Consider the following 19,075-nt stretch of genomic DNA (forward strand, 5'->3'; position numbering starts at 1 on the left):
GATGAAGGTGACCATAGAGGCACCGCAGATCGAGTCGATGGCGGACGCCTTCCCCGATCTGGCCAGCCTGCGCGACCAGCTGCAGTACTGCGACAAGGTCGAGGTGCCGGTGTCGCGGCTGTCCATCGACGCGCTGCGCTTCCTCGGCCGGCTCTACGCCGACGCCGGCCCGGCCATGCTGGAACGCGCGACCGCGCTGACCACGCTGGCCGACGCGCTGGAAGGCGATGGCCGCCGCTTCGAAGGCAACGACCTCGAACAGCTGGTGCCCGCCCTCGCCCGCCATCTGGCCGAAGACGCGATACGCGGCTGGCTGTTCACGGCCAATCAGCTGACCCGGCCGCTGCCCTGGGTGGTGAGCCGGCTCGACTACACGCCGGCCAACAACGAAGAGACCGGCAAGGTCTTCATCGAGCTGAAAGCCAATGTGAAGGCGACGCTGGCGACTTCCGTCATCCGCATCTACGGTGCCGACATCACCGGCAAGACGGTGGGCGAAGTGCTTGCGGCCAAGGGCTTCCTGAAGGAAACGCCGGCGCTGATCGCCGCCTGCGACACGGTGACCGCACGCTACATCGAGTGGCGCGCGCGCTACGGCGAGCAGTTCTCGGCCAGCGGCACCGGCTTTCACGCCGAAGACCCGAGCGCCACCCACCGCGACACCGACTGGTCGCGCAAGGACCAGGTGGTGCTGTCGGCGAGCGGCGGCATGGCCCGCCTGGTCAATGACGAAGCCATCCTGCCGGCGCGCACGCTGCTGCTCGAAGCGCCGGGCGACATCCTCGGTCCCTATCTGCGCAAGGCGGCAAAGAGCAATCGCTACGAGGCGGAAGACGAGGTCGAGGCCTCGCGCGACGCCATGCCCGACGGCCTGTTCTCGCAGCTGCCGGTGCATCCCTATGTGCTCATGTTCCATCTCGATCTGCACCAGCATCTGTGGGTGCACGTGGACGACATGGCGCCCTATGCCTACCAGCCCGCACTGAAGCAGAAACTGGTGCTGCCGCCCGAGCAGACCGACCTGATCGACATCCTGACCGCCGAGATGGACGTGCTGATGGACGACATCGTCGCCGGCAAGTCGGGCGGCACCACCGTGCTGTGCGCAGGCCCTCCGGGCGTGGGCAAGACGCTGACCGCCGAGGTGTACTCGGAAATCATCCGCCGGCCGCTCTACCGCGTGCATTCCGGCCAGCTCGGGCTGAACGTGGCGCAGATGGAAGGCGCGCTCAAACAGGCGCTGACGCGCGCCCAGCGCTGGGGTGCGGTGATGCTGATCGACGAGGCCGACGTCTACATCAAGCGGCGCGAGGACGACATGACGATGAACGCCGTGGTCGGCGTGTTCCTGCGTGTGCTCGAGTACTTCAACGGGCTGCTCTTCCTGACCACCAACCGGGTGGACGACATCGACGAAGCCATCGTGTCGCGCTGCATCGCGCTGATCCGCTACCACGCGCCTGACGAAGCGGCTCGCCGTCGCATCTGGCAGGTGATGGCAACGCAGTTCGGACTCGCGCTGGACGAAAGCATGGTCGAGGCACTGGCCGTGCTGTTTCCCGAAGCCTCCGGCCGCGACATCAAGGGTCTGGCCAAGCTGGCGGCGAAGTACTGCCAGCACAAGGCCTGCGCGCCAACGCTGGAGGTATTCCAGCGCTGCGCCATCTTCCGCGGCATGGACGCCGCACACACCTCCCCTGCAACACTCAACTGAATGGATCTGTCATGGCACGCATCGGACTTTTCTTCGGCACCAACAGCGGCAGCACGCGCAAGATCGCGAAGCAGATCAAGAAGCGCTTCGACGACGACACGATGGCCGAGCCGGTCAACATCAACAAGGCGACGGTGGACGACCTGCTCGCCTACGACTACCTGATCCTCGGCACGCCGACGCTGGGCGACGGCCTGCTGCCCGGCATCGAGGCGGAATGCGACGACGAGAGCTGGGCCGAGGCACTGGTCAAGTTCAAGGGCACCAGCTTCGCCGGCAAGACGGTGGCGCTGTTCGGTCTGGGCGACCAGGACACCTACGGTCACGAGTTCGTCAACGGTCTGATCCTGCTGTACGACTTCTTCAAGGACGCCGGTGCAAAGATCGTCGGCGCCTGGCCCACCGACGGCTACGACTTCACGGAGTCGCAGTCGGTCATCGACGACAAGTTCGTCGGCCTGGCCATCGACCAGGACATCCAGCCCGAACTGACGGCCGAACGTGTTGAACGGCTGGCTCAAGCTGATCGCTCCCGAGTTCGGTTTGAGCATCTGAGTACGACGGGGCGTCGGTCGCCATCAGCGCCGACGCCCTGTCGCGGCCAAGGCCGCTCCCACGAGGAACGCGCCCGACCTGCTGCTCGAGCCTGGGCAGGGGGGTTCTGTGGGAGGGGTCTTGACCCCGACAGCGGCCTGTAACGAAGCCTGCAGACGGCAAAGGCCCTGTCTCGGCCAAGGCCGCTCCCACCAGGAACGCGCCTGATCCACCAACGGAGTCAGAGTCAGCCCCTGTGGGAGGGGTCTTCTGACCCCGACAGCAACCTGTAATGAAACCTGCGGACTGCAAAGGCCCTGTCGCGGCCGAGGCCGCTCCCACAAGGAACGCGCCTGATCCACCAGCGGAGCCGGACTCAAGCCCCTGTGGGAGGGGTCTTCTGACCCCGACAACAACCCGCATCGAGGCCTGCGGACCGCGACGACCGTATCGCGGCCAAGGCCGCTCCCACACGAACACTCGCTGTCCGCGGTCAGAGCCAGCGTTTGTGGGAGCGAGCTTGCTCGCGATTGCGGCCTGAATCGGAGGCGGCGACGTGCCATGGCAGCATCGCGGCCAAGGCCGCTCCCACAAGGGGCGCGCCAGAGCTGGTGCGGGAGCCCGGGGCAATGCATGCATCCTGCCCCAAAAAAACGCCGCGCCGGCATGATGCATGCCGGCGCGGCGCGAGAGGACGCTGTATCAGCGGATGATGTCGTACGAGTAGTCGGTCTTGCCCGGAACGATGGTGTTCACGTCGATCGACTCGAAGAACTCGTCGAGCAGCATCACCAGCACGCGCATGCCGCCTTCGTAGCCCCAGATCGGGTAGCGATGGTAGTGGTGGCGATCGAAGATCGGGAACACCATGCGGATCAGCGGGGTGCCGGTGTCACGTTCCAGATACTTGCCGTAGGTGTTGCCGATCAGGAAGTCAACCGGTTCCGTGTAGAGCAGCGAACGCATGTGCCACAGGTCGCGCTTCGGGTACACCTTGCAGCCGGCGCCGTAGGGCGAGGCATCCAGCACCTTCTGCACCCGAGCCTCCCACTCCTTCTCGCCATTGGTGGCCAGGATGTGTGCCGGCTCGGCACCCAGTTCCAGCAGGAACTCGGTCAGGCCCAGCATCATGTCCGGGTCACCGTACATCGCATAGCGCTTGCCGTGCAGGTGAGCCTGCGAATCGGCCATCGCGTTGACCAGGTAACCGCGCTCCTTCTCCAGCACTTCAGGGATGGGCTTGCCGGTGAGGCGCGACAGTTCCATCAGGAACTTGTCGGTGCCGGCGACGCCGATCGGGCTGTTCAGCAGCACCACTTCCTGACCATGCTCGGCGATGAACTTCGCGGTCTTTTCGCAGCAGAACTCCTGGAAGATGACCGTGGCCTTGGCGTTGATCGCGCGCTCGACCGTTTCCTTGGTGGTGCCGCCCTCGTACATGCGGAACTCGCCATCGGTCGGCGTATTCCAGACCTCGGACGGATCGCACAGGATGTTGTAGTCGATCTCGAACAGGTCGAGGATGCGCTTCATTTCCTTCATGTTGCCGACGACGAAGCCGTCGAAGCCGAAGATGAAGTTGATCGACTCGTCCGCCTTGCGCTCGAGCTTGGCGGCGGTGTCGGCCTTGCCGTCCCAGAAGTGACGCAGGATGCCGAGCAGCGCGTTGTCGTAGCCGGTGATGTGGCTGCCGACGAAGGCCGGCGTGTGGGCGAACGGCACGTCGAACTCGGCCGGTACGCTGCCTTTCTCCTTCGAGGTCTTGATGAAGGCGTTCAGGTCGTCGCCGATAACTTCCGCCATGCAGGTGGTCAACACCGCGATCATGTCCGGCTTGTACAGGTTGTACGAGTTGGCGAGGCCGTCGATCATGTTGTTCAGGCCACCGAACACGGCCGCGTCCTCGGTCATCGACGACGACACGCAGGAGGTCGGCTCCTTGAAGTGACGCGAGAAGTGCGAACGGTAGTAGGCGACACAGCCCTGCGAGCCATGCACGAAGGACAGGGTCTTGTGGAAGCCGTTGGCGACATAGACGGCACCCAGCGGCTGGCAGGCCTTGGCGGGATTGACCGTAAGCGCTTCACGAGCGAAGTTCTTCTGCTTGTAGTCCTCGGTCTTGGTCACTCGACGATCTCCTGGATCTTGGCGTCGGCGTGGTTGAACTCGAACTGGGACTTCTTGTCCGCCAGCATCTGCTGGTATTCCGGTTCGCGGAACAGCAGTTCGTGGTCGAGGATCTTGTCGGCTGATTGAGGCATGTTGAACACTCCTGAGTGTAGGGTGGGCAGGGGCTGCGCCCCGCCCTGCGACACGGATGTCGGGAACGGTGGGTTTCGGTGCCCTCAACCCACCCTACGTTGCACTGCGCTTACTTCTTCCACGGAGCCTTGGTCAGGCCCCAGATCGGCGAGCTGATCGCCATGTCCATGTCGCGGGCAAAGATGGCGAAGCCGTCGTAGCCGTGGTACGGACCGGAGTAGTCCCAGCTGTGCATCTGGCGGAAGGGCACGCCCATCTTCTGGAACACGTACTTTTCCTTGATGCCGGAACCGACCAGATCGGGCTTCACCTTCTCGACGAACTTCTCGAATTCGTAACCGGTGACGTCGTCATAGATCAGCGTGCCGTCCTTGACGTAGTGCGTGGTGCGCTGATAGTCGTCGTTGTGGCCGAATTCGTAGCCGGTGCCGACCACTTCCATGCCCAGATCCTCGTAGGCGCCGATGACGTGGCGCGGGCGCAGACCGCCGACGAACAGCATCACCTTCTTGCCTTCCAGGCGCGGACGGTACTTGTCGATCACCGCCTGCATCAGCGGCTTGTACTTGGCGATCACCTTCTCGGTGTTCTCCTTGATCTTGTCGTCGAAGTGCGAGGCGATCTCGCGCAGCGACTCCTCGATCTTGGACGGGCCGAAGAAGTTGTATTCCACCCAGGGAATGCCGTACTTCTCTTCCATGTGCCGCGAGATGTAGTTCATCGAGCGGTAGCAGTGCAGCACGTTGAGCTTGGCCTTCGGGGTGTTCTCCAGCTCGGCGATGGTGCCGTCGCCCGACCACTGGGCGATCACGCGCAGGCCCATCTCTTCCAGCAGGATGCGGCTCGACCAAGCGTCGCCGCCGATGTTGTAGTCACCGATGATGGCCACGTCGTACGGGGTCAACACGAAGTCCGGGCGCTTGTCCTCGGTCTTGTCGAACACCCAGTCGCGGATGGCGTCGTTGGCGATGTGGTGACCCAGCGACTGGCTGACGCCGCGGAAACCTTCGCAGCGCACCGGCACGATGGTGTGGCCGTCGTATTCCTTCGACTTCTTCTTCGACACCGCTTCGATGTCGTCGCCGATCAGGCCGATCGGGCACTCGGACTGCACCGAGATGCCCTTGTTGAGCGGGAACAGCTGCTGGATCTCGTCCATGATGACTTCCAGCTTCTTGTCGCCGCCGAACACGATGTCCTTCTCCTGGAAATCGGAGGTGAACTGCATCGTGACGAAGGTATCCACACCGGTGACGCCGATGTAGTAGTTGCGGCGAGCCGCCCACGAGTACTGGCCGCAACCGACCGGGCCGTGGGAAATGTGGATCATGTCCTTGATCGGGCCCCACACCACGCCCTTGGAACCTGCGTAGGCACAGCCGCGGATGGTCATCACACCGGGCAGCGACTTGATGTTCGACTTGACGCCGCAGTCAGGCTTGCCTTCCTCGTGCACGTTGAGGTGCTTGGCACGCTTCTTCGCGGTCTTCTCGGGATAGGCCTTCAGCACTTCTTCGATCAGCGCTGCGTTCTGGGCCTTCTTTTCGTCTATGGTCATGCTCATTTGATCACTCCTTGTCGAGAGCTGAGGGTAGAGAACCACGGTTGTCGCCGGCGGAGGCCGGGAGCCTGCGGGCGACGCCCGCGGCTCCCGACCCTCGACTCTCGGGTGCTCAGGCGGCGGCGGCAGCCTTGCCGACTTCCGATTCGTCGACCTGCTTCATGATCCCGTGCTCCATCAGCAGGTCTTCGAGCTGGTCCATCGTGATCGGGGTCGGAATCGTGCCGTTGCCGGCGTTGGCGTGAACCTTCTGCGCCAGATCGCGGTACTCGTTGGCCTGCTTGGAATCCGGCGCGTACTCGAGCACCGTCATGCGACGCAGCTCGGCGTGCTGGACGATGTTGTCGCGCGGCACGAAATGGATCAGACGCGAACCCAGCATCTTGGCCAGCGACTCGGCCAGTTCCAGTTCCTTGTCGGTCTGGCGCTCGTTGCACACCAGGCCGCCCAGGCGCACACCACCCGAATTGGCGTACTTCAGAATGCCCTTGGAGATGTTGTTGGCGGCGTACATGGCCATCATTTCGCCGGACATGACGATGTAGATTTCCTGCGCCTTGTTTTCGCGGATCGGCATCGCGAAGCCACCGCACACAACGTCGCCCAGCACGTCGTAGGACACGTAGTTGACGCCGTCATAGGCGCCGTTCTCTTCGAGGAAGTTGATCGAGGTGATGACACCGCGACCGGCGCAGCCGACGCCGGGTTCCGGGCCACCGGATTCGACACAGCGGATGTCGCGGTAGCCGATCTTCATGACGTCCTCGAGCTCCAGGTCCTCGACCGAACCGGCTTCGGCGGCCAGCGACAGGATGGTGTCCTGTGCCTTTGCGTGCAGGATCAGGCGGGTCGAGTCGGCCTTCGGGTCGCAGCCGACGATGAGGATCTTCTGACCCATTTCGGCCAGAGCGGCCAGGGTGTTCTGGGAGGTGGTCAACTTGCCGATGCCGCCCTTGCCATAGAAGGCGATTTGTCTGAGAGATGCCATGTTTGATTCTCCTGAGTCGATGAACAGTTGATTGCCGCTGACCAAGCGATCATTGGCCACGTACCGCGCCACCGGATGCAGCCCCTCGTGCCCATTGTTGGTCTTCGTGGTCAGCCATTGGCGGCAAGTCATGGTCGGTGCACGGCCTGTTCAGCAACTGCCGTGCCATTCATCATGCGTTGTCGATAAACGGCTTGCAGACGTCGTTTCCGCGCCTCCGACCGACGTTTTCATGAGTCGCCGGGCGGTACGACAAACGCGACAATCAGCCCAGCGCTGTGAGGATTGACCGGGCTGCGACAGAGCCGACACAGGGCCACCTGAGCTGTGTGGCCAATGCGTCATCGGGCGCGCCGGCGGGCGTTCCGGCGCGCAGTCAGGCCTGATGCCGGACCAGGAAGACGCAACGGGTACGGCACTTGCTGTGGTCACGCATCCGCCCAGCAAAGACACGTCCATGTCCACGCAAGAACCCGTCGTTCCAGTCGCCGCGCCTTCGGTCAGTTCGACTGCAGGTACGCAGAACCCGCACTTCGCCCGCATCGGTGGCGAAGCGGCGATCGTTCAGTTGGTCAACCGCTTCTATGCACACATGAGCGAGCGCCCGGACGCACAGGGCATACGCGCCATGCACGGTGTCAACCTCACCGACGTCAAGCGCGTACTGGTGAATTACCTCGTCGAATGGATGGGCGGTCCGCAGCGCTACTCGGTCGAACGTGGCCATCCGCGTCTGCGGCGCAAGCACCTCGCATTCGCGATCGGCCCGGCCGAACGCGACGCGTGGATGAACTGCATGCGCGCCGCCCTGCAGGAAGTCGTCAGCGACGGCGAACTGCGCATGCAACTGGAGCAGGCCTTTTTCAAGACCGCGGATTTCATCCGCAACGATCAGGGGAATCACCATGAGCATCACCATCGCTAGCTCCGCCTTTGCCGCACTGGAAAACGAGAAGCGGCTGCTCAACGCCGTGTTCAAGGGACCGACGCACAAGCCGGGCCGTGTCGGCTTCCGCGGCGACATCGCGCTGAAGTTCGCGCAGCAGTTCGCCGACGAGGCCCGTCCGCCCGAAATCAGCAGCGACCAGGTGATGGCTGCGGCGCACGAGGGCGAAACGCACATCGCCTTCCTGACCTGCTTCCTGCTGTCCTTCGAGTACCTGAAGATGCTGGCCGAAGTACTGGGCGATGCGCTGTCGCCGCAGGGCAAGTACATCGTGTTCTGCGACAACATCGACCTGTCGAAGAAGTACCAGGTGCAGTACGGCGGTGCGACCTTCCACGTGCTGCCGATCGACGAAGCCACCGTCTATAACGAGACGCTGGAGCTGCTCTATCTGGAGAAGAACGACCTGAAGAAGCTGGACACCGCCGGCAAGCTGGACGCGGTCGTCAACGCCGCGATGAAGTTCACCGGCAAGTTCCCGGAGATCAGCTACGAGGAAGGTCTGAAGCTGATGGGCCCGGTGCGCAATCTGTACGAAAACCGCCCGGTTTGAGTGTGGGCCCCCACGCTCGCTTCGCTCGCTGCCCCCCAAGGGGGCTGCGCAGTTCCACGGTCGGCTTTGCACAGTCAACCGGTTACGCGGGCGGCGCGTCGCACTGATGGATCGGTGAAATGGCACACATTGTCTTCTTCGAAAAGCCGGGCTGTGCCGGCAACGCGCGGCAGAAGCAGTGGCTGCGCGATGCCGGCCACCAGCTTTCGGTACGCAGTCTGCTGACCGAGCCATGGACAGCGGCGTCATTGCTCGACTTCCTCGACCCCTTGCCGGTGGCCGACTGGTTCAACCGCGCTGCGCCGCGCGTGAAGAGCGGTGAGGTGCAACCGGAGTCGCTTGGCCGGACAGAGGCGCTGGCGTTGCTGCTGGCCGAGCCGCTGCTGATACGGCGGCCGCTGCTGCAGGTGGGCGCGGAGCGGCGGGTCGGCTTCGATCCACCGGCAGTGGACCGCTGGATAGGCCTGACGCCGGACGCCGCGGCACGGCTGCGTGAAACGTCGGAAGGTTGTGCCGCCGGCGGCATGGCTTCGTGCCGCCCGACGGAATGAAAAATCGCCGCTCAGTCCGGCGTCATGTCCGGCTGCAGCACCACTTCGTCGGGCAGCACGCCACCGTTGCCCAGCAGTTCCAGCGAGCCGAGCGGGGAATAGCCGTCGTCGCCCTCCAGCAGCACGGTGGCGTCGGCCGGCAGGCCCTGCAAGGCCACGATCAACTGCTTCACTGTCATCGACATCCGCTCAACCATGTCCTCGCCATCGCTCTCCCCTTCGCCCTCGACGACCACCCGCTACTTCCTCACCTACCGCGGTGTGAAACTGCCGCTGCAGTTCGCCGAAGAGTTGCAGCCGGACGCGCTGCGCAACCGCAACACCTGGTTCCAGGTCAACTACGACACGGCTGGCCGCATCGTCCGCGCCGAGAAGAAGGTCTACGGTGAAACCGAGATGCGTCACGAATACAGCTGGAGTGCCGACGGTCGCCTGCTGCGTGCCTGCATCGTCATCGGTGACGAAGAACCGCAGGTGGTCGACTTCCCCGCCTGATCGACGCCGCCTCAGCCGGCGAACGCGAACAGCGCCGGCTCGCGCTGGCGGTAGAGCCGCAGCCACATCAGCGTGGCCGGCACCAGCGAGGTGAGGGCGAACCACAGCGTGTCGTCGCTGGCCGGCCCCTGGTCGGGCAGCGTGCGCGTCAGCAATGACCAGCCGGTCCAGTCGATCTCCGGCAGGCGGCGGCTGGCTTCCGCCGGCAGGCCGTCCATCAGCCGGGCGATGATCAGCAGCAGGCGGCCCACCTCGGCGCGGGTCAGCCGCGACGACAGGAACTCGTCGCGCTCCAGCCCCTCGCCGAGGATGAGCACGCCGCTGCAGGCCTCGTCCAGCATGGCCAGCGACGCAGCACTGAAAAGCGCTTCGGTCATCGCCGTCGAGCCTCGCGACTCAGGCACCGATGCGGTATTCGTAGTTCAGCCGCGTCATCTTGCCGACCGCGCCGCACTTGACGCAGCGCCAGCCGGCCGAGAAGGCCTGTCCGGTGCAGCTGTCGTCATAGGTCTGGCGGCAGCCGACATGGCCGCATTCGCACTGGAAGGTCTGGCCATTGCACTTGCCGGCTGCGCCGAGGCGGTTGCCGGTACAGAGGCCGCGATCGGCCTTGATTGCGTCGTAACTCATGATGTTGTTCTTCCTGTTGTCCGGTTCTTGTCGGGGTGGCGTGGACGCGATCAGACGAAGCTGAGCAGCTCGACCGTCACGTTCTCTTCGCCCATCTGCGCCTGACAGGCCAGGCGCGATTTCGAGCTGACGCCGACCAGCGCGTCGAGCTTCTCGTTCTCGGCGCGCGTCGTCTTCGACAGACTCTTGCGCCCCTCGTTGACCGCGATGTGACAGGCGCCGCACTGGGCCTGGCCGCCGCACTTGCTGATCAGCTTCTCGCCGGCGGACAGGATGGCGGCGAGCAGGGTGGTTCCCGGTGCGACTTCGAGTGCCGTTCCCGACGGCATGATGGTGAGCAGTGGCATGGCGCTTCTCCTTGTCGGTGTGTGTGAAATCGGTGGGCGATGCGCCGCGCTCAGGCCGCCTGCGCCGACACGGCGGCGAGGCTGTCCAGCGGCAGCGCGATGCGGGTGATGTTCTGTTCGGCCAGGAATTTCGCCTCCATCCGCGTCGGCTCGTCCGGCAGCAGCGCCCAGTGACGGTCGCTCGAGCGCTTCATGATCTGGCGCGCGAACGAACGGGTGAGCTGGTCGTTGAAGCGGCAGCCGAGGAAGAGGAAGCTGCGGCCGCTGCGCAGCGCCTGCACTTCCTGCGGAATAGGCGTCTGGATGTCGATCTCGGTCAGCACCTCGACATAGTCGGAATCCGACACCAGGTAGTTGCCGGCCGGGCTGGTCGAGCCGATCGGCTTGTACAGCAGCGTCGCCCAGTCGGGCGCGCGATCGGGCAGCGGATTGCCGTCGCGGTCGTACCAGCCGGTCCAGCTGCCGAAGTGTTCCGACTGCGACAGGCCCTGCACCTCGCCCCACTTGACGCCGGCCTCGTGCAGCGCGGTCAACATCGCCTCGTCGTACCAGGTGTTGACGATGAGCGGCAGATTCAGGCTGGCCAGCCAGGCATGCAGCGGCGAGGCCGACGGGGCTGCCGCGAAGGCGTTGTTCATCAGGTCAACCACCGTCTTGCGGTGCTTGAAGTTCTCGATGAACTGCGCCGCCTGGGTCAGCCGACCACGTATCTTGTGCGGCACCGACACCTTGGCGGTGAGTAGCGCGACCAGCGCCTCGGGCGTACCGGGCACCGCGTACTGCGGCACCAGCGACAGCATGCCGGGGCCCAGATAGGGCACGACGCGGCCGGCGCGCAGCCCTGCTTCGATCTCGGCCGGCAATTGGGTCAGGGGGGATGTCATGACTCGTCCTCGTAACGCGGTTCAGTAGATGGCGGCGCCAGCGCCGACGTTGGTGGCCGCGTCCTTCAGCGTCTTCACCACGAAGCGCACTTCGTCCTGCTCGATGAAGCCGTGGAAGGGCAAGGCCAGAGAGCGATCGGCGATGCGGTCGGTGTTGGCGAGCTGGCCGCGCTTGTAGCCGTAGCTCTGGTAATGGAACTGCTGGTGCAGCGGCCGGCTGTAGGCGGCCGCCTCGATCGCTTCGGTGTCGAGATCCTCGATCAGCTGCGCACGCGCGCTGGCGGTGAAGCGCTTGCCCAGATGCACGACGTAGAGCATCCAGTGCACCTCATCGACATCCTGCGCCAGATAGGGCGGCTTGATGCCCTCGAAGGTCTGCATCTGCTCGTGGTACCAGACCTCGACCTGCTTGCGCCGCGCGTGGATTTCGTCGATGCGCTCGGCCTGGGCGATGCCGATGGCCGCGGTGACGTCGCTCATGTTGGCCGAGAAGGGCACGCGGCTGCCGACCGACACCGAATTGCGGTCGCTCAGCCCGTGCGCGCGCAGGTAGCGCAGTTCGCTGGCCAGGCGCGCGTCGTCGGTCAGCACCATGCCGCCCTCGCCGCAGTTCAGCGCCAGCGGTTGCGAGAAGTCGAAGATCGACAGGTCGCCGAAGGTGCCGACCAGTTCGCCGAGGTAGCGCGAGCCGATCGCTTCGGTCGAATCCTCGATCAGCGCCAGCCCGTGTGCGTCGGCAATGTCGCGCAGCGGCTTCCAGGCGGCCGGATGGCCGTTGCAGTTGTTGCCGATGATGGCGCGCGTATTCGGCGTGATGCGCGTCAGCACCGATTCCGGCGCCACCGCACCGGACCAGTAGTCGATGTCGGCCAGTACCGGCGTGGCACCCGCATGCACGATGGCGTGCGCGATGTGGTGCCAGCTGTAGGCGCTGGCGATCACTTCGTCACCGGGGCCGATGCCGAGCGCGCGCAGCGCCATCCAGGCACCCGCCATGCCGCTCGACACGGCCACGGCATAGCGGCGCCCGTGCAGGTCGGCGAACACCGACTCGAAAGCTTCCACCATCGGGCCGCCCGACAGCCGGCCGGAACGCATCACCTGCTCCACCAGCTGTGCTTCGCGTTCGCCGACGTCGGCGAGTGAAAGCGGTATCCAGTCGCTGTCCATGTTCATCTCCCGGTTCAGGTGTGCTGGGTCAGCACGATGCCGTGCGCCGCCAGCGGGTCGGGCGTGACCGACCAGCAATGTCCGTCGCTGTGCATCAGGAACAGATCGCGGTCGCCGATGCGCAGCGCCGGCGTCTCGCCACGCATGTCGAAGGCATCGACCGCCGAGGCGCGCACGCCGGGCAGAGCGCGGCGCACGCCAGCGATGGCCTCGCCCAGCGTCGGTGCCGCCAGCGCGATGCGGGCGATCTCGCCCAACTGATCTGCGCTCAGCGCCACGTCACTCGCGTCCGCCGGTCAGGCGGGCCTCCACCGTGATCGGCAGCCGGGTGTCGGCGGCCATCTCGGGCAGGTCCAGCGTCCACCCGTTGGCGAGCGTGATCTGGCCGCCCCACATGTCCGGGCGCTCCATCTGCACGATGGGTTCTTCCAGGTCCTTCTTCGGCACGTAGAGCGACAGTTCGCCCTTGCTGCTCTTGCGGATCATGACTTTCATGGCGGACTTCCTCGTGGTGACGTGTCGAGTTCAGGCCGCAGCGGCGGCCGTTTCGGATTGCAGACTGCGCAGTACATGGACGACACGGGCGAGGTGTTCGCCGTCGGTGTCGCGACCGAGCGACAGGCGGATCGCATCGCGTGCGAGCGTGGGCGGCACGCCCATCGCGGCCAGCACGTGCGACGGCTCGCTGCCGCCGGACGAACAGGCCGCCCCCGATGCAGCGAGGATGCCTTCGCGCTCCAGCCGGCCCAGCAGACGGTCGGCCGACTGGCCGGCGACGGCGATGAACAGCGTATTGGGCAGGCGCGGCGCGCCTTCGCCGAACACCGTCAGGCCGGTCAGCGTTTCGCGCAGCGCGTCCTCCAGCGCGTCGCGCAGCGCGCCCTGGCGCAGCGCTTCGGCCTGCATCGAGGCGCGCACCTGACGCGCCGCGACGGCAAAGCCGGCGATACCCGGCATGTTCTCGGTACCGCCGCGGCGGCCGCGCTCCTGCTGGCCCGGCAGCAGCGCCGGCCAGCTCAGTCCCTTGCGAGCGACCAGCGCGCCGCAGCCCTTCGGGCCGCCGAACTTGTGGGCGGACATCGACATCAGGTCCACGCCCCAACCCGCGAAATCGAGTGGCAGGCGGCCGGCCTGCTGGGTGGCGTCAACATGCAGCGGCACGCCGGCCGCGCGCGCGGCGGCGGCGACCTCGACCACCGGCTGCAGCACGCCGGTCTCATTGTTGGCCGCCATCACCGACAGCAGCGCGGCCGGGCGTTCGAGCGCGGCGTGCAGCGCGTCGAGGCGCAGCACACCGCGCCCATCCACCGGCAGCAGCTCGACCTCGACACCGAAGTCGCGCATGCGTTGCGCCGCCTTCAGGAAGCCGGCGTGCTCGACCGCCGACAGCAGCACCCGCGGCGGCACGCCGGGACGCGACAGCGCGCCGGCCAGCACCTGGTTGTTCGCTTCGGTTGCGCCGCTGGTGAACACCACCTCGGCCGGCTGCGTGCCGGCCAGCGCCGCCACCTCGGCGCGCGCGGCCGCCAGCGCCGACTTCGCGCGCTGACCGAAGCCGTGCTTGGACGAGGGATTACCCCAGTCATCGCGCAGGCACGCGGTCACCGCCTCGATCACCTCGGGCAGCGGTGGTGTGGTCGCGTTGTGATCAAGATAGATCATGGCCAGAACACCCGGTGCGGGTCGTGCACGATGAGATCGAGCAGGCGATCGAGGCTGTTCGAGCGCGAGTGGTGCACCCAGCCGCCCAGCAGGTGGTCGCAGGCATAGAGCACCCAGCTCGCGTCCTCGTGGCGGATGCGCGCGATGTCTATCGTTCCGCCCTCCGGATCGACATTACGCGAGCAGCAGGGGCTGGTGATGATCCAGCCGTCGTCGGTGTCGTGCAGCGCCGGATGCACGTAGCGATAGCGCTCGCGGGCAGCCAGCGCGCGCAGCACGCGCCGGCGCAGCAGTTCGGTCTCGGCCACGACCACGCTGCCGACGGGCGCCGGCGCGTTGCGGAGCGGGCTCAGGGCATGGACGTTCATCGCGCGCGCACCGGTCAGACCGGCGCGATCTCCTCTTCCAGCACGCCGATCACGCAGGGGCGCGGCGCGCCATCGACACCGCTCGGACCGTCGGCGAACTCGACCATGTAAATCGGAATGTTGGCTTCTTCGTGGTGGCCGATCTGCACCACCTCGCCGGCCGCGCCCTCCGCCACCAGCAGGGCGTCAACCGGCACTTCGGGATGGGAGCCGTCGTTGAACAGGTCGATCGTCGCGGCGACGCGCTGACCCCAGCGGAACTTCGGTTCGCGCAATTCAAACACCGTCGCCTCCCACCTTGATGGCTGCCAGTTGATGGACGCGCTCGCCCAGCACCTCGACCACGTGCGGCGGCAGGTTGTCGAGCGACACCAGTTCGCGCCCGCGCATGCCGACCCGGTGGCCGGTGCCGAGGAATTCGACGGCGTAGATGTAGTACTGCTGCAGGAAGGTGCCGATCGAGGTGACGAAGCCGACGTCGCCCTTCTTCGCCAGCACCTCGCCGATATCCTTGCCGCAGTAGGTGCCGTCGTTGCGTATCGTGTAGCGGCTCACCACGCGCTCGCCGTACTTGAACACCGGCGGCGCGGTCAGTTCGACGGTATCGCTGTCGCGACTGATGTCACCCATGTCGATCTCCTTGTTCCCGATTCAGTTCGTCCAGCCGAGCGCGCGCCTCGGCACGCACATCCGCTTCCTCGTCGCCGGCCGACATCTGCAGTGCGAGCGCCCGGCCGGCACGGCCGGCCACGATCCAGCGCACCTCCCACGCGGGGTCGTGCGCCATGCGGTAGAGCTGGACCGTCGGCAACCGCTGCGCCACGTCCTTGCGTATCGATATCTCCGGGTCGTCGCACATGCGCAGCAATGCCGGCATGTCCAGGCGCCGCACCGCCTCCAGCCTGACTTCGGGATCGCTGTCGTCGAGCATGCGCGGCAGCAGTGCCGCGGGCAGGCGCTGCGCCACCAGCTTGCGCACGTAGTAGTCCTCGTCGCCGGCCATGGCGAGCAGTTCGCGCCCTTCGAGCCGCATGGCGACACGGATGCGCACCTCGCGGTGCGGGTCGTCGCGCAGCTTCACCACCTGCGTGAGCGGCAGCCGCACCGCCACCGACAGGCGCACCGTCTCGTCCTCGTCGTCGATCAGCGACTGCAGATGGAATACGTCGGCGCGGCGACAGGCGATGGCGCGCACTTCGAAATAGGGGTGATGCAGGAAGGCGTTGCTGAGGCCCGGGTTCCAGCGGAAGAAGCGGTCGATGCGCTTGGCGTAGCGGTCCTGCACGCAGGCGTGTCCGCGTTCGCAGCGCGCCCCCTGCGACAGCGCGTCGCACAGAGAACAGTCCAGTTCCTCGCCGCTCCATGCAAGCGGCGGGATGTCGTCCGACGGGTCGTAGGAGGCCTGCGGCAAGGTGCTCATCATGGCGTGACTCCGACCGGCTCCGCGATGTCCGGACAGTCCTCGTAACCGAGGTCGTCGCGTCCCATGCGCGCGAGCACGTCGCCGATCACCCGGTGACCGATCTTGTCGTCGGGATCCATCACCGCCAGCCTCGCCAGCGCGGCGCGCCCGACGTCGAGTTCGCCCAGGCGTGCGCTCAGATAGGCATAGCCCTTGAGCGAGAACAGCCAGAAGCGCGGCATCGGCTCCAGCGCGCGAAAGCGCGCGTCGGCCTCGACCCGCCGCCAGTCCACCGGCAGACCGAGCGCCGCCGCCGCACAGGCGATGGCGCGCTCGCCGACGTCGCGCGCCGCGCGCAGCCGGTTGCCGTAGAAATGAAAGCGGTAAAGCGCGATCAGCGTCGCCGGGTGCGACGGTGCCAGCGCGTGCGCCTCGTCGAGCAGGGCCTGCGCTTCGGCCACCCGGTTGCGGATCAGGCCGGCGCGCGCGATCAGCGCCTCGGCCTCGGGTGGCAGCCCGCGTCCGAGCACGGCGAGGCCGGGGTCGGCCAGATCGTCGTGTGCATCGATCGCCGGCATGACCGCCTCCTCAACCGCGACGGATGGCGTCCAGGCCGACCGTCGCGACGCCGGGCATCGCGTGGCCATGGCCGTGACCGTGCGCATGCTGCTGCACGCCCGGCGCGCCGGCCGGTGCGCTGCTGCTGCATGCGCACGGTGCCTGGTTCGGGTTGATGAAGGTGAGCCCGCTCTTGGTCGGCGTGTCGGCAAAATCGACGGTCACGCCTTCGAGCAGCAGCCGCGATTCGGCCGGCAGGAACAGCCGCACGCCGGAGGCCTCGACCACCGAGTCGCCGCTCTGTGGTGCCGCCACGACCGAGAACTCGGAGTTCAGGCCGGAGCAGCCGCCGGCGCTGACCAGCAGGCGGAAGCCGGCGCCTTCCGGTTCGCCGGAGAAGCGCACCATGCGCTGGATGAATTTCGCCGCAGCCGGCGTCAGGGTCAGTTGGGTCATGTTGTCCTCAGGCAGCCTGGGTCTGGAGTGGGAGGATGCAGTCGTCGATCGGGCACACCGCGACGCACTGCGGGGTGTCGTAATCGCCTTCGCATTCGGTGCATTTGTCGGGATCGATGACAAACAGGTTCTTGAGCTCGCTGATCGCCTCGTTCGGGCATTCCGGCTCACAGGCCGAACAGCCCGTACAGAGGTTGGCAATGATCTTCAAAGACATGGTTCTCTCCTTTCGCTCGGACCGCGGCGCTCGCCGCGGTCCATCCGGAAACGTCAGGCGGCGGCGGTGAAGGCGCCCTGGCGGATCGATGCGTCGCCGCGCTCGGCGTGCGCGATCTCGCCGCGCGCGACCCGGCCGGTGTAGTCGGCGAACCACGACAGCGCGGCCTTCTCGATGAACTCGTCGGCATAGGCATCGACCGGCTCGATGCCCGCGCCCTTGAGCTCGTCGCGCGGGCAGGCGCCGATCTTCGACACCAGCACGGCGTGGCAGTCGTTGATGGCATTGACGATGGAAGGCAGCTGCTCGTCCTCGCCATAGCCGCCCTGGCAATACAGGTCAACCCGACGGTGACCGACGAACAGCGCTTCGCCCGCCGACACTTCGAAGATCTGGAACTCGTCGGCATGACCGAAGTGCTGATTCACCCGGCCACCGCCTGTGGTCGCCACAGCGACCAGCACCTTGATGTCCTTCGCCGCCTCGTTGCCTTCGGTCGCCGCCAGCGCTTCGACCTTGGCGGCGTGCTGCGCCTGACGCTCGGCCTCGACGCGCTCCTGGTAGGTGCGGCGGCGGTCGAGGTCATAGACCACTTCCATCTCTTCGATCTTGTCGAGCGTGAATTCCTCGCTGCGGTCCTCGCCCAGCAGGCCGACCGCGTCGGCGCGGCACTGGCGGCAGTGGCGCATCAGGTTGGCGCCCCCCATGCAGGCGTCCTGGACCGCCTTCAGCTCCTGCGCGGTCGGACCACGCTGGCCGGTCAGGCCGAACACGGTGCCGTGCTCGGCTTCGGAAATGAGCGGCATGATGTTGTGCAGGAAGGCGCCGCGCGCCTTGACCGCCTTGTTCACCTCGATCATGTGCGCGTCGTTGATGCCAGGGATGAGCACCGAGTTGATCTTGGTGAGCACGCCGCGGGCGGTCAGCATTTCCAGCCCCTTCATCTGCTGCTCGTGCAGGATGCGCGAGGCCTCAACGCCGGTGATGCGCTTGTGGTCCCAGAAGATCCACGGATAGATCTTGGCGCCGATCTCCGGGTTGACCATGTTGATCGTGATGGTCACGTGGTCGATGTTGTACTTGCAGATCTCGTCAACCAGATCGGGCAGCGCCAGACCGTTGGTGGACAGACAGAGCTTGATGTCGGGAGCCTGCTCCTGGAGCATGCGGAAGGTGTCGAAGGTCTTCTTCGGGTTGGCCAGCGAGTCGCCGGGACCGGCCACACCGAGCACCGTCATCTGCGGAATTTCGCTGGCGACCGCCACCACTTTTTTGACCGCCTGTTCCGGCGTCAGCTTCTGCGACACGACGCCGGGGCGCGACTCGTTCGAGCAGTCGTACTTGCGGTTGCAGTAGTTGCACTGGATGTTGCAGGCCGGCGCCACCGCGACGTGCATGCGCGCGTAATGGTGGTGGGCCTCTTCCGAATAACAGGGGTGGTTCTTCACCTTGTCCCACACATGGGCCGGCATGTCGTCCGGCCCGGCGGACGTTCCGCAACTGGCCTTGCCTTCGCCGCCGGAGGTGCCACAGCCGACGTGAGCCGGCGCTTCCGCCGGGGTGGCCAGCACGTTGTGGCTGGACTTCAGGTCAGCCAGGCTGACATAGCTCGCTGCTGCACTTTCCATGACCTACTCCTTGTTCTGCTGACGCGCGATGTGGGCTGGCAAACGAGGGATAGCCATTTCCGTGCCAAGGTGATTTCGCCATTCGATTCATTGACTTGGCGCGATCCGGACAGCATTCGTCGGGTGGTCGGAAACCTACGCTTGCGACA

At 65.9% G+C, this 19,075-nt stretch carries 27 protein-coding genes; 6 read left to right on the forward strand and 21 right to left on the reverse strand.

Translation table 11 applies throughout. The annotated features are described in order from the left end of the window. Window position 1 precedes the first annotated feature (1 nt). Window positions 2–1,714 carry an ATP-binding protein gene (locus ACQ66H_RS18555; protein ID WP_430435245.1) on the forward strand — a complete coding sequence of 571 codons (1,713 nt, stop codon included), beginning with the start codon at window positions 2–4 and terminating at the stop codon, window positions 1,712–1,714. A gap of 11 nt (window positions 1,715–1,725) precedes the next feature. Further along, window positions 1,726–2,412 (forward strand): flavodoxin, encoded by a 687-nt coding sequence (locus ACQ66H_RS18560; protein ID WP_430435246.1) that lies wholly within the window; start codon window positions 1,726–1,728, stop codon window positions 2,410–2,412. Between the two features lie 538 nt (window positions 2,413–2,950). Here ACQ66H_RS18560 and nifK read toward each other — a convergent pair. The 4 genes from nifK to nifH all read right to left on the reverse strand — a co-directional run bounded on the left by nifK (window position 2,951) and on the right by nifH (window position 7,059). Further along, a complete protein-coding gene (nifK, locus tag ACQ66H_RS18565; RefSeq protein ID WP_430435247.1) occupies window positions 2,951–4,375 on the reverse strand; it encodes a nitrogenase molybdenum-iron protein subunit beta in 1,425 nt (474 codons plus the stop codon). After that, entirely contained in the window at window positions 4,372–4,509 is a 138-nt protein-coding gene (locus tag ACQ66H_RS18570) for a DUF3364 domain-containing protein (RefSeq protein ID WP_430435248.1), read from the reverse strand. Before ACQ66H_RS18570 ends, nifK begins: the two co-directional genes overlap by 4 nt. Window positions 4,510–4,619: 110 nt before the next feature. After that, window positions 4,620–6,074, reverse strand: a complete 1,455-nt coding sequence (gene nifD / locus ACQ66H_RS18575; protein ID WP_430435249.1) for a nitrogenase molybdenum-iron protein alpha chain — start codon at window positions 6,072–6,074, stop codon at window positions 4,620–4,622. Window positions 6,075–6,183: 109 nt separating this feature from the next. Beyond that, window positions 6,184–7,059 (reverse strand): nitrogenase iron protein, encoded by an 876-nt coding sequence (gene nifH / locus ACQ66H_RS18580; protein WP_430435250.1) that lies wholly within the window; start codon window positions 7,057–7,059, stop codon window positions 6,184–6,186. A gap of 457 nt (window positions 7,060–7,516) precedes the next feature. On the opposite strand from nifH, the gene ACQ66H_RS18585 reads away from it, so the two are divergent. From ACQ66H_RS18585 to ACQ66H_RS18595, 3 genes are all read left to right on the forward strand, one after another. Next, complete coding sequence (locus ACQ66H_RS18585) at window positions 7,517–7,984, forward strand: group II truncated hemoglobin (RefSeq protein ID WP_430435251.1); 468 nt, start codon at window positions 7,517–7,519, stop codon at window positions 7,982–7,984. After that, window positions 7,965–8,558, forward strand: coding sequence for a hypothetical protein (locus tag ACQ66H_RS18590; RefSeq protein ID WP_430435252.1), 594 nt, complete (start codon window positions 7,965–7,967; stop codon window positions 8,556–8,558). The genes ACQ66H_RS18585 and ACQ66H_RS18590 overlap by 20 nt, the downstream gene beginning before the upstream one ends. Window positions 8,559–8,677: 119 nt before the next feature. Continuing rightward, window positions 8,678–9,109: an ArsC/Spx/MgsR family protein gene (locus ACQ66H_RS18595; protein ID WP_430435253.1), complete on the forward strand. Its 432-nt coding sequence runs from the start codon at window positions 8,678–8,680 to the stop codon at window positions 9,107–9,109. A gap of 11 nt (window positions 9,110–9,120) precedes the next feature. Here the strand turns inward: ACQ66H_RS18595 and ACQ66H_RS18600 are convergent, their stop codons facing one another. Continuing rightward, on the reverse strand, window positions 9,121–9,282 hold the full coding sequence (locus tag ACQ66H_RS18600; protein WP_198291452.1) for a hypothetical protein: 162 nt from the start codon (window positions 9,280–9,282) through the stop codon (window positions 9,121–9,123). Between the two features lie 22 nt (window positions 9,283–9,304). Between ACQ66H_RS18600 and ACQ66H_RS18605 the strand changes: the two genes are divergently transcribed. Continuing rightward, window positions 9,305–9,604: a DUF6156 family protein gene (locus ACQ66H_RS18605; RefSeq protein ID WP_430435254.1), complete on the forward strand. Its 300-nt coding sequence runs from the start codon at window positions 9,305–9,307 to the stop codon at window positions 9,602–9,604. Between the two features lie 11 nt (window positions 9,605–9,615). On the opposite strand, the gene ACQ66H_RS18610 is transcribed toward ACQ66H_RS18605, so the two are convergent. The 16 genes from ACQ66H_RS18610 to nifB are packed head-to-tail and all read right to left on the reverse strand — an operon-like array spanning window position 9,616 to window position 18,926. Further along, a complete protein-coding gene (locus ACQ66H_RS18610; RefSeq protein ID WP_430435255.1) occupies window positions 9,616–9,981 on the reverse strand; it encodes a hypothetical protein in 366 nt (121 codons plus the stop codon). A 19-nt stretch (window positions 9,982–10,000) separates the two neighbouring features. Beyond that, complete coding sequence (locus ACQ66H_RS18615; RefSeq protein ID WP_019916624.1) at window positions 10,001–10,234, reverse strand: hypothetical protein; 234 nt, start codon at window positions 10,232–10,234, stop codon at window positions 10,001–10,003. 50 nt (window positions 10,235–10,284) lie between these two features. Beyond that, window positions 10,285–10,581, reverse strand: coding sequence for a 2Fe-2S iron-sulfur cluster-binding protein (locus tag ACQ66H_RS18620; RefSeq protein ID WP_430435256.1), 297 nt, complete (start codon window positions 10,579–10,581; stop codon window positions 10,285–10,287). Window positions 10,582–10,631: 50 nt separating this feature from the next. Further along, window positions 10,632–11,465 (reverse strand): SIR2 family NAD-dependent protein deacylase, encoded by an 834-nt coding sequence (locus ACQ66H_RS18625; RefSeq protein ID WP_430435257.1) that lies wholly within the window; start codon window positions 11,463–11,465, stop codon window positions 10,632–10,634. Window positions 11,466–11,486: 21 nt separating this feature from the next. Beyond that, window positions 11,487–12,635 (reverse strand): DegT/DnrJ/EryC1/StrS family aminotransferase, encoded by a 1,149-nt coding sequence (locus tag ACQ66H_RS18630; RefSeq protein ID WP_024300787.1) that lies wholly within the window; start codon window positions 12,633–12,635, stop codon window positions 11,487–11,489. Between the two features lie 14 nt (window positions 12,636–12,649). After that, window positions 12,650–12,913 carry a hypothetical protein gene (locus tag ACQ66H_RS18635; protein WP_430435258.1) on the reverse strand — a complete coding sequence of 88 codons (264 nt, stop codon included), beginning with the start codon at window positions 12,911–12,913 and terminating at the stop codon, window positions 12,650–12,652. Window position 12,914: 1 nt separating this feature from the next. After that, entirely contained in the window at window positions 12,915–13,130 is a 216-nt protein-coding gene (gene nifT / locus ACQ66H_RS18640) for a putative nitrogen fixation protein NifT (RefSeq protein WP_019916619.1), read from the reverse strand. Window positions 13,131–13,160: 30 nt separating this feature from the next. Next, window positions 13,161–14,297 (reverse strand): cysteine desulfurase family protein, encoded by a 1,137-nt coding sequence (locus tag ACQ66H_RS18645; protein ID WP_430435259.1) that lies wholly within the window; start codon window positions 14,295–14,297, stop codon window positions 13,161–13,163. Further along, the gene (locus ACQ66H_RS18650; protein WP_430435260.1) at window positions 14,294–14,665 is read right to left on the reverse strand and encodes a DUF3024 domain-containing protein; all 372 of its coding nucleotides are present in this window, start codon (window positions 14,663–14,665) and stop codon (window positions 14,294–14,296) included. Before ACQ66H_RS18650 ends, ACQ66H_RS18645 begins: the two co-directional genes overlap by 4 nt. Before the next feature lie 14 nt (window positions 14,666–14,679). Then, on the reverse strand, window positions 14,680–14,949 hold the full coding sequence (locus ACQ66H_RS18655) for a nitrogen fixation protein NifZ (protein ID WP_430435261.1): 270 nt from the start codon (window positions 14,947–14,949) through the stop codon (window positions 14,680–14,682). After that, window positions 14,942–15,295, reverse strand: a complete 354-nt coding sequence (locus ACQ66H_RS18660; protein WP_019916615.1) for a nitrogen fixation protein NifZ — start codon at window positions 15,293–15,295, stop codon at window positions 14,942–14,944. The genes ACQ66H_RS18655 and ACQ66H_RS18660 overlap by 8 nt, the downstream gene beginning before the upstream one ends. Continuing rightward, window positions 15,288–16,088: a 4Fe4S-binding leucine-rich repeat protein gene (locus ACQ66H_RS18665; protein ID WP_430435262.1), complete on the reverse strand. Its 801-nt coding sequence runs from the start codon at window positions 16,086–16,088 to the stop codon at window positions 15,288–15,290. The genes ACQ66H_RS18660 and ACQ66H_RS18665 overlap by 8 nt, the downstream gene beginning before the upstream one ends. Then, window positions 16,085–16,645 carry a tetratricopeptide repeat protein gene (locus ACQ66H_RS18670; protein WP_430435263.1) on the reverse strand — a complete coding sequence of 187 codons (561 nt, stop codon included), beginning with the start codon at window positions 16,643–16,645 and terminating at the stop codon, window positions 16,085–16,087. The genes ACQ66H_RS18665 and ACQ66H_RS18670 overlap by 4 nt, the downstream gene beginning before the upstream one ends. A gap of 10 nt (window positions 16,646–16,655) precedes the next feature. After that, window positions 16,656–17,081 carry a HesB/IscA family protein gene (locus ACQ66H_RS18675; RefSeq protein WP_019916612.1) on the reverse strand — a complete coding sequence of 142 codons (426 nt, stop codon included), beginning with the start codon at window positions 17,079–17,081 and terminating at the stop codon, window positions 16,656–16,658. Window positions 17,082–17,088: 7 nt separating this feature from the next. After that, entirely contained in the window at window positions 17,089–17,298 is a 210-nt protein-coding gene (locus ACQ66H_RS18680; RefSeq protein WP_019916611.1) for a 4Fe-4S binding protein, read from the reverse strand. A 53-nt stretch (window positions 17,299–17,351) separates the two neighbouring features. After that, window positions 17,352–18,926 (reverse strand): nitrogenase cofactor biosynthesis protein NifB, encoded by a 1,575-nt coding sequence (nifB, locus tag ACQ66H_RS18685; protein ID WP_430435264.1) that lies wholly within the window; start codon window positions 18,924–18,926, stop codon window positions 17,352–17,354. Window positions 18,927–19,075: the final 149 nt, after the last annotated feature.

This window comes from Methyloversatilis sp. (assembly GCF_965284615.1).
GTDB lineage: Bacteria > Pseudomonadota > Gammaproteobacteria > Burkholderiales > Rhodocyclaceae > Methyloversatilis.

Excerpts from the sequence above, each read along its gene's own strand:
- ACQ66H_RS18595 (WP_430435253.1), top strand. The coding sequence starts at position 8,678 with ATGGCACACATTGTCTTCTTCGAAAAGCCGGGCTGTGCCGGCAACGCG.
- ACQ66H_RS18625 (WP_430435257.1), bottom strand. The coding sequence starts at position 11,465 with ATGACATCCCCCCTGACCCAATTGCCGGCCGAGATCGAAGCAGGGCTG.
- ACQ66H_RS18645 (WP_430435259.1), bottom strand. The coding sequence starts at position 14,297 with ATGATCTATCTTGATCACAACGCGACCACACCACCGCTGCCCGAGGTG.
- ACQ66H_RS18605 (WP_430435254.1), top strand. The coding sequence starts at position 9,305 with ATGTCCTCGCCATCGCTCTCCCCTTCGCCCTCGACGACCACCCGCTAC.
- ACQ66H_RS18650 (WP_430435260.1), bottom strand. The coding sequence starts at position 14,665 with ATGAACGTCCATGCCCTGAGCCCGCTCCGCAACGCGCCGGCGCCCGTC.
- ACQ66H_RS18665 (WP_430435262.1), bottom strand. The coding sequence starts at position 16,088 with ATGATGAGCACCTTGCCGCAGGCCTCCTACGACCCGTCGGACGACATC.
- nifB (WP_430435264.1), bottom strand. The coding sequence starts at position 18,926 with ATGGAAAGTGCAGCAGCGAGCTATGTCAGCCTGGCTGACCTGAAGTCC.
- ACQ66H_RS18675 (WP_019916612.1), bottom strand. The coding sequence starts at position 17,081 with ATGACCCAACTGACCCTGACGCCGGCTGCGGCGAAATTCATCCAGCGC.
- ACQ66H_RS18670 (WP_430435263.1), bottom strand. The coding sequence starts at position 16,645 with ATGCCGGCGATCGATGCACACGACGATCTGGCCGACCCCGGCCTCGCC.
- ACQ66H_RS18560 (WP_430435246.1), top strand. The coding sequence starts at position 1,726 with ATGGCACGCATCGGACTTTTCTTCGGCACCAACAGCGGCAGCACGCGC.
- ACQ66H_RS18680 (WP_019916611.1), bottom strand. The coding sequence starts at position 17,298 with ATGTCTTTGAAGATCATTGCCAACCTCTGTACGGGCTGTTCGGCCTGT.
- ACQ66H_RS18615 (WP_019916624.1), bottom strand. The coding sequence starts at position 10,234 with ATGAGTTACGACGCAATCAAGGCCGATCGCGGCCTCTGTACCGGCAAC.
- ACQ66H_RS18585 (WP_430435251.1), top strand. The coding sequence starts at position 7,517 with ATGTCCACGCAAGAACCCGTCGTTCCAGTCGCCGCGCCTTCGGTCAGT.
- ACQ66H_RS18555 (WP_430435245.1), top strand. The coding sequence starts at position 2 with ATGAAGGTGACCATAGAGGCACCGCAGATCGAGTCGATGGCGGACGCC.
- nifT (WP_019916619.1), bottom strand. The coding sequence starts at position 13,130 with ATGAAAGTCATGATCCGCAAGAGCAGCAAGGGCGAACTGTCGCTCTAC.
- ACQ66H_RS18620 (WP_430435256.1), bottom strand. The coding sequence starts at position 10,581 with ATGCCACTGCTCACCATCATGCCGTCGGGAACGGCACTCGAAGTCGCA.
- ACQ66H_RS18630 (WP_024300787.1), bottom strand. The coding sequence starts at position 12,635 with ATGGACAGCGACTGGATACCGCTTTCACTCGCCGACGTCGGCGAACGC.
- nifH (WP_430435250.1), bottom strand. The coding sequence starts at position 7,059 with ATGGCATCTCTCAGACAAATCGCCTTCTATGGCAAGGGCGGCATCGGC.
- ACQ66H_RS18570 (WP_430435248.1), bottom strand. The coding sequence starts at position 4,509 with ATGCCTCAATCAGCCGACAAGATCCTCGACCACGAACTGCTGTTCCGC.
- nifD (WP_430435249.1), bottom strand. The coding sequence starts at position 6,074 with ATGAGCATGACCATAGACGAAAAGAAGGCCCAGAACGCAGCGCTGATC.
- ACQ66H_RS18610 (WP_430435255.1), bottom strand. The coding sequence starts at position 9,981 with ATGACCGAAGCGCTTTTCAGTGCTGCGTCGCTGGCCATGCTGGACGAG.
- ACQ66H_RS18660 (WP_019916615.1), bottom strand. The coding sequence starts at position 15,295 with ATGGGTGACATCAGTCGCGACAGCGATACCGTCGAACTGACCGCGCCG.
- ACQ66H_RS18590 (WP_430435252.1), top strand. The coding sequence starts at position 7,965 with ATGAGCATCACCATCGCTAGCTCCGCCTTTGCCGCACTGGAAAACGAG.